This window comes from Protofrankia sp. Cr1 (genome assembly GCF_963555865.1).
In the GTDB taxonomy this organism is placed as follows: Bacteria; Actinomycetota; Actinomycetes; order Frankiales; family Frankiaceae; genus Protofrankia.
Genome location: NZ_CAUVXO010000323.1, coordinates 1 through 5,822, shown reverse-complemented (window position 1 = coordinate 5,822; position 5,822 = coordinate 1). Strand labels below are relative to the sequence as shown.

Here is a 5,822-nt window from a genome sequence, read left to right as displayed (position 1 = left end):
CCATCCCGACGAACCGCACGTGGGACGCGCGTTCACCGAGCTCGGTTACTTCGCCGAATACCGCATTCTCGGCGTCTACCGAGCCAACCCGTTCCGTGAACAGATCAAGAACATTGACGGCCGTGCGGCCAGCTACCCGGGGCCGGCCGCGTTGGCCCAAGCGCGCGACCTCACAGCAGGTTGAATCGGGACTGCGGTCTGCTCTGCTGTCACCACCGCCCGGCCGGCATCAGCATGCCGGACAGCCTTGACGTGGCCGCTCGGGCCTCGTCGGTCAGCGCACGCACGATCTCGCCGGCGGGACGTGCCTGCGCGAGAGGGTGGGTCTGCCCAGCCCAAAGGTTGACCACCTCAGGATCGCGGGCGTCTCGACCCGCCTGGCGCAGCGGCGAGGTCACATGATGTATCTCCGGATAGGCGATGGGTGCGTCGCCACCATATTCGGCCATGAACCGGTTGCGGATGCCACGCGCCAACCGGCCGGTGAACGCCCTCGTCAACGCGGTCGGGGTAGCTGCGGGCAGAGCATCGCGGTGCACCTGTGCCGTACCGGCCTCAGGGCAGCCGAGGAACGCGGTGCCCAGCTGCGCGGCCCGCGCACCGGCGCACAGCACGGCGGCCACTGCGGCACCGGTGCCGATACCGCCGGCCGCCACCACGGGTACATCAACGATGTCGCGAAGCAGTTGGAGCAACGCAAGCACACTGTAGTCGTCGGCGGCCTGGCTGTCCGCGAAGGAAGCCCGGTGTCCGCCGGCCTCGATGCCCTGCGCAACGAGCACGTCCGCCCCGGCCCGAATCGCCTGGATCGCCTCCACCGGTGTCGTGACGGTGGCCCACACCTCGCTCCCGGCCGAATGCATCCTGGTGACGACATCCTCGGATGGGCAGCCGAAGGTGAACGACACCACTGGAACCTGCCGTGCGGCAAGAATGTCGAGTTTGGCACCCCAGCCGTCATCATCGAATCGCGGTCGTCCGAGCTTGACCCCGTACCGTCGCGCCTCGCCGACAAGTACCTCGGCGTAGCGATCCGAGCACTGTGGTTCGCTTGGCACGGCCGGCACGAAGAGGTTCACACCGTATGGCCGCGTGGTAATCCGCTCGACCTGCTCGAGACGCTCAGCAAGGCTTTCCGCGGTCAGGTAGCCGGCCGCTACGAAGCCCAGCCCGCCGGCATCTGACACCGCCGCCGCCAATGCCGGCGTTGACGGGCCGCCGGCCATGGGGGCGAGCACGATCGGTGCGCTGAGCTCATCAAGGACCATCGGTGCCTCCGAATCATCTCGCTGCCGCAGCCATGATCAGATATGGGCTGCCCATCCGTAGCTGTTCGGTGATGCCGTTGGGCGGCTGTACCGAGGGCCCGGCCGGTGGTTTCCGGTGGTCTCCCCGAGATCATCCTGCCGGAATGTCGCAATGACCGTGTGAATCCGCTGCCGGCACCCTGGGTATGGTCTGCGACACCAAGGCCGCCCCCGTGCCGCGGGGCGCTTGGCCTCGCACCGACTGGTGGTGGGCGAGCGCCCTGTCGACAATGGACTCGGCAGAGCCAAGATAGAGCGTCGGGTCCAGCAGTTGGCCCAGTGCCTGGGCATCGAGCGTGTCGAGCAGCTCCGGTACCGCACGAAGGGTCTCGTCGAATGTGCTTTCGCCTGCCAGCGCGATGCGGCCGAGCAGCTTCTTGGCCGCAGCCTTTCCGAGCACCGGTGCGAGAACGACGCCGAGCCTCTCCGAAACAATGCTGCCGCCGGTGAGAGCCAGATTCGTACGCATCTGGCGGGGGAAAACCTGCAATCCCTCACTCAGTTCGGCCGCCGTCGCCGCCGCTCCACCGGCCAACCGCAGGCACTCCCGCAACGGCTGCCACTCGGCGTGCCAGCCGCCCGCGGACCGCTCATCTTCGGACAGCATGGCTTGGGAGAGCACCGTAGCGTACATCGGAACCTGGCGAGCGGCCGACATGATCAACGTAGCAAGCACCGGGTTCCGCTTCTGCGGCATAGCCGACGAAACTCCTCTACCTTCCGCGACCGGCTCCGCAACTTCGGCAACCTCCGTACGCGACATGCCCAGAACGTCGAGCGCCATCTTGCCGACCGCTCCGGTGACGAAAGTCGAGACCGCACCGACATCCGCGAGCGGGGCCCGCAGGGCATGCCACGGCAGCAGTGGCTCAGGCAGACCGAGCTCCTGCGCGAACACGCCCATCAGCTCAAGCCCGTGGTCGATCCCGCCGAGCGACTCCGCCGTGCCCGGTGCTCGGGAATACTCCAGATAGGATGCCAAGGTTCCGGCAGCCCCACCGAGCTGGGCGGGCAGACCCGATTCGGTGAGACGCCGAACGCGTCGCAACGCGTCCAGCACAAGCGTGAGCCAACCGGCTGCCTTGAGCCCGAAAGTGATCGGCACCGCGTGCTGGGTGAGCGTCCGGCCGGCCATCGGGGTCGACCGGTGGGTCCCCGCAAGTGCGGCCAGTGCGTCGGCGCAGCGCACCAGGTCGTCGGCTACAGCGTTGAAGACCCGGGTGGCCAGGAGCATCGCCGCCGAGTCCAGGATGTCCTGGCTCGTCCCTCCCCTGTGCACGAACTCGGCTGCCGTCGGGTCGGCGCGCGCAACCTCGGCCGTGAGCGCCTGTACCAGCACTACCACCGGGTTTGCAGCGCCACGCGCCTGGACACTCAACGCCGGCAGATCCAGAAGTTCGGCGCGGGCTGCCGCCTCGATGGCGGCGACCGCCGAGCGCGGGATGACACCGAGTTCGGCCTGCGCCCGGGCGAGCGCGACCTCCACATCCAGCATCGCCTGAAGCCACGCCTCGTCGGTCACCAGCCCCGCCACCCGGGTGCCAGCCCAGACCGGGGCAAGCAGGCCCGCATCCGTTCCCGCTGTTTGTTCGCTCATGACGAATTCCTCGCGCTCGCGCCGACTTCAGGCTGTCTGGGCAGCTGTCCCGCGGGTACCGGGACTGACAGTGTCGCTCGGGCGATCGCGTCGGCATCGCCCAACATCACCGAATTCACCCCTGGCCGTGCCCCAGCGGCGGTAACCCAGTGTACACTCTCGGTCGGCACGCCATATGCGAACACCCTCGGGTGGGGCCGGCCGTCCGCGTCAACCAGGTGATATGGACTCACAGTGACAGCAAGACCGCCGGACTCGTAATCTCTTCCCGTCGTGTCCGGGATCCGGTACGGCCGACACGCCCGGGTACGCATCAAGTACTGGATCAACGGGTCGACCGTACGTCGAATGTCCACTTCGGGCAGTCGTGCCTCGACCAACGTGCCCACTGCAACCGTTGAATCAGCCACAGTGGATGCGGTGACCAGGAACGCGGTGTCGCCCACCTCGACCTGCATCCCCGGCCCGACCACGTGCACCACCCCCGCCTCGATCAGAGCAATCATCTCCTCGATCCGACGCGCGGGTGGTCCGATGGACAGATAGGCGTTCAGCGGGGTGTACCAGCTGCGAAGCTCGTCCCGGTAGGACGAACCGGTCAACCCGCCGTAGTCGACTATCAGCCGGACTTCATTGCGAATGTCCCGCAACACATCCAGCGCCGCCTTGAGCGGGCTGCTCAGGTTCCCCCGCCGGGCTTGCACCACGTCACCGACGAGCAATTTCAGCAGCCAGCCACGGAACTCCTCCGGGGAGCCGAAACGGCACCCGGCGTGCGGGTACGCCACCAGATCCCAGTCCCACCGCTCGTCATCGGCGATCCCGAATTCCTTCAGCAGTTCGACGGTAGCCGTCGCATCGGCGTCGGTGCATCGGAGGCTGAAGTCCTCAGCGGCACACCGACCGTCCCGCTCTTCCAAGAGTGTGGTGTAGTATACCAGTTCGACCTCACGCGCGATCAACGGCCACACCTCGACCCGAAATACCGCTGGGCAGCCCTTCTCGGCGCGCGATCGGAATCGTTCGATCACGGTGCTGGTAAGAAAAACCGGCTCGTGCCGTCCCGATACGCCTTTCTCGTTCTCCCCTCGTGCGTGATAAGGAACACCCCGTCGAGAACTCGCATAGATCACCGGCTCCTGCCCGGAAGCCCGATACACGAGCCCACTGTCGGCGCGTTCGAAACGACCGCCCCGATCGACCGTCAACAACGCCAGATAATCGAAGAAGTTCAGGCCCATACCGCGAAGCGCCACCCGCTCACCAGCCACCACTGCGCCCAGGTCCACCTCCGCCGGATTCGACGGCGGCACGTACCTCAGGCCCCGTGCCGCCGCAAGCCGGCTCAGTCGGCGCTCGTCCTCTCCCAACGGCATGTCCACGTGACCCTGGGCCAGAACGACCGCGGACAGGCCGGCCACCCGGGATCCGTCGGCAAACCACACCACCAGGGCGCCGTCGACATCCTCATTCAGTGCGACCACTGTACGCGCATGGAGTCGGATCGATACCCCAGACGGCGCCGTGTGGCAGATCCGGCGCAGTGCCCAGGTCAGATAATGCCCGTAGAGTGCCCGTGACGGGTACGAGTCCGGACCGAGGTCCCCGGCCTCGGCCAACACCGCGGCCGGATACCGGTCGAACGGTTCCATCAACGGTAGCGTCTTGGCCCATTCATGCAGGCTCGGTCCGGGTCGGATAGGCCCGGCACACGCCACGCTTTCGTCGGTGAACACCGTTACCTGAGACGCGATCGTATTCATCAGCAATGATGGCGACTGAGCAGTCGTCCACACTCGGCCGCCGAAGTCGACAAATGGGTCGACGAGATGCACCACGACATCTCGTACCCTCAGCTCCGCATTGGCGCAGATTCGTTCCACGACACACAGCCCACGCGGGCCGGCACCAACAACACATACCTCCGATCTGCCGGCGGGTTCGAACGTCATTGAATCAGGTTCATGCAAAGCGATCCCCCTAGAAGCTGGTCGCCGTCGACCACGGCCAGAGCCCGGCGGCGACATCGACCAGTCCTGTACCGGGATCAGCAGATGCCGATGGCTGGCATTGTGCGCCACGGCGGCATACCGGATGAGGAGCGGCGCCGTAATCAGGGCCTTGGGGGTAGTCGTGAATGTTCGGTGACGACCACTCCGGCCGTCTCCAGAATTGAATGAGCTGCCTTCTTTTACCACTCCCGGAAACGGTCGAACGTGGTTCCCGTTCAACCGTGCTTCGGGACGAGTCGGGGCATGCGAGCATTACGGTTCCGATGACCTCTCACATCGAGGCCGTCCTCCTACATGTCGACACCGAGACGGCCGTGGATCATTTTCACCAGCTCGTCGACACCGGGCGCCTTGAGGATGCCGTAATGATCCGCTTCGAGGTCGATGAGCGTCGGCGCCTCCGACGAGTACCTACCGCTGTTCTCAATAAACGAGTAGTCGTCACCCCGGGCCTTGAAAATAGTGATCGGCGCATTGATCCATCGTTCTGTCAGCTCGTGGAATTCGTACGTGAACTGATACGTCCGCTCAACTACCCGGATAATCCTTCTGACCAGATCCGCCTCGAGATCCGCAAAATTCGAGCTGACGAAGGACGCGAAGCTCTCCTCGTCGTCGACTTTCTTCAGACACTCGGCAACCAGCGGACCGGCAATGGTGCCCGCGAAGACCGAGAAAAGAATCGTCAGAAACGTCCGATCTCCGTAGCTGCGTCCGACAGCGTTGGCGTGCTCGTCGACCGCTCGGATCCTCGGTGCGCCAGGAGCGATCAGGAAAAGGTTTTCCACCTGCTCGCCGGAGCGCTCGAGCTGCGAGGCGGTTTCGAAGGCGATGCGTGCTCCGAAGGAGTATCCCCAGAGCGTGTACGGCCCCGCCGGCTGAAGTCGCCGGATGACCCTGACGTCC

At 65.5% G+C, this 5,822-nt stretch carries 4 protein-coding genes and 1 pseudogene; 1 reads left to right on the top strand and 4 read right to left on the bottom strand.

Annotated features, from left to right (window positions below; all coding sequences use genetic code 11):
* A pseudogene (locus U9980_RS20295) lies at positions 1–184 on the top strand (hypothetical protein); the annotation flags it as partial.
* Positions 185–209: 25 nt separating this feature from the next.
* Here the strand turns inward: U9980_RS20295 and U9980_RS20290 are convergent.
* From U9980_RS20290 to U9980_RS20275, 4 genes are all read right to left on the bottom strand, one after another.
* Entirely contained in the window at positions 210–1,268 is a 1,059-nt protein-coding gene (locus U9980_RS20290) for an NAD(P)H-dependent flavin oxidoreductase (RefSeq protein WP_322769368.1), read from the bottom strand.
* A 130-nt stretch (positions 1,269–1,398) separates the two neighbouring features.
* Entirely contained in the window at positions 1,399–2,904 is a 1,506-nt protein-coding gene (locus U9980_RS20285) for an adenylosuccinate lyase family protein (protein ID WP_322769367.1), read from the bottom strand.
* On the bottom strand, positions 2,901–4,856 hold the full coding sequence (locus U9980_RS20280; protein ID WP_322769366.1) for an FAD/NAD(P)-binding protein: 1,956 nt from the start codon (positions 4,854–4,856) through the stop codon (positions 2,901–2,903). Before U9980_RS20280 ends, U9980_RS20285 begins: the two co-directional genes overlap by 4 nt.
* Before the next feature lie 350 nt (positions 4,857–5,206).
* The coding region (locus U9980_RS20275) for a thioesterase domain-containing protein (protein WP_322769365.1) at positions 5,207–5,822 on the bottom strand (616 nt) is incomplete at its 5' end.

Excerpts from the sequence above, each read along its gene's own strand:
- U9980_RS20290 (WP_322769368.1), bottom strand. The coding sequence starts at position 1,268 with ATGGTCCTTGATGAGCTCAGCGCACCGATCGTGCTCGCCCCCATGGCC.
- U9980_RS20285 (WP_322769367.1), bottom strand. The coding sequence starts at position 2,904 with ATGAGCGAACAAACAGCGGGAACGGATGCGGGCCTGCTTGCCCCGGTC.
- U9980_RS20280 (WP_322769366.1), bottom strand. The coding sequence starts at position 4,856 with ATGACGTTCGAACCCGCCGGCAGATCGGAGGTATGTGTTGTTGGTGCC.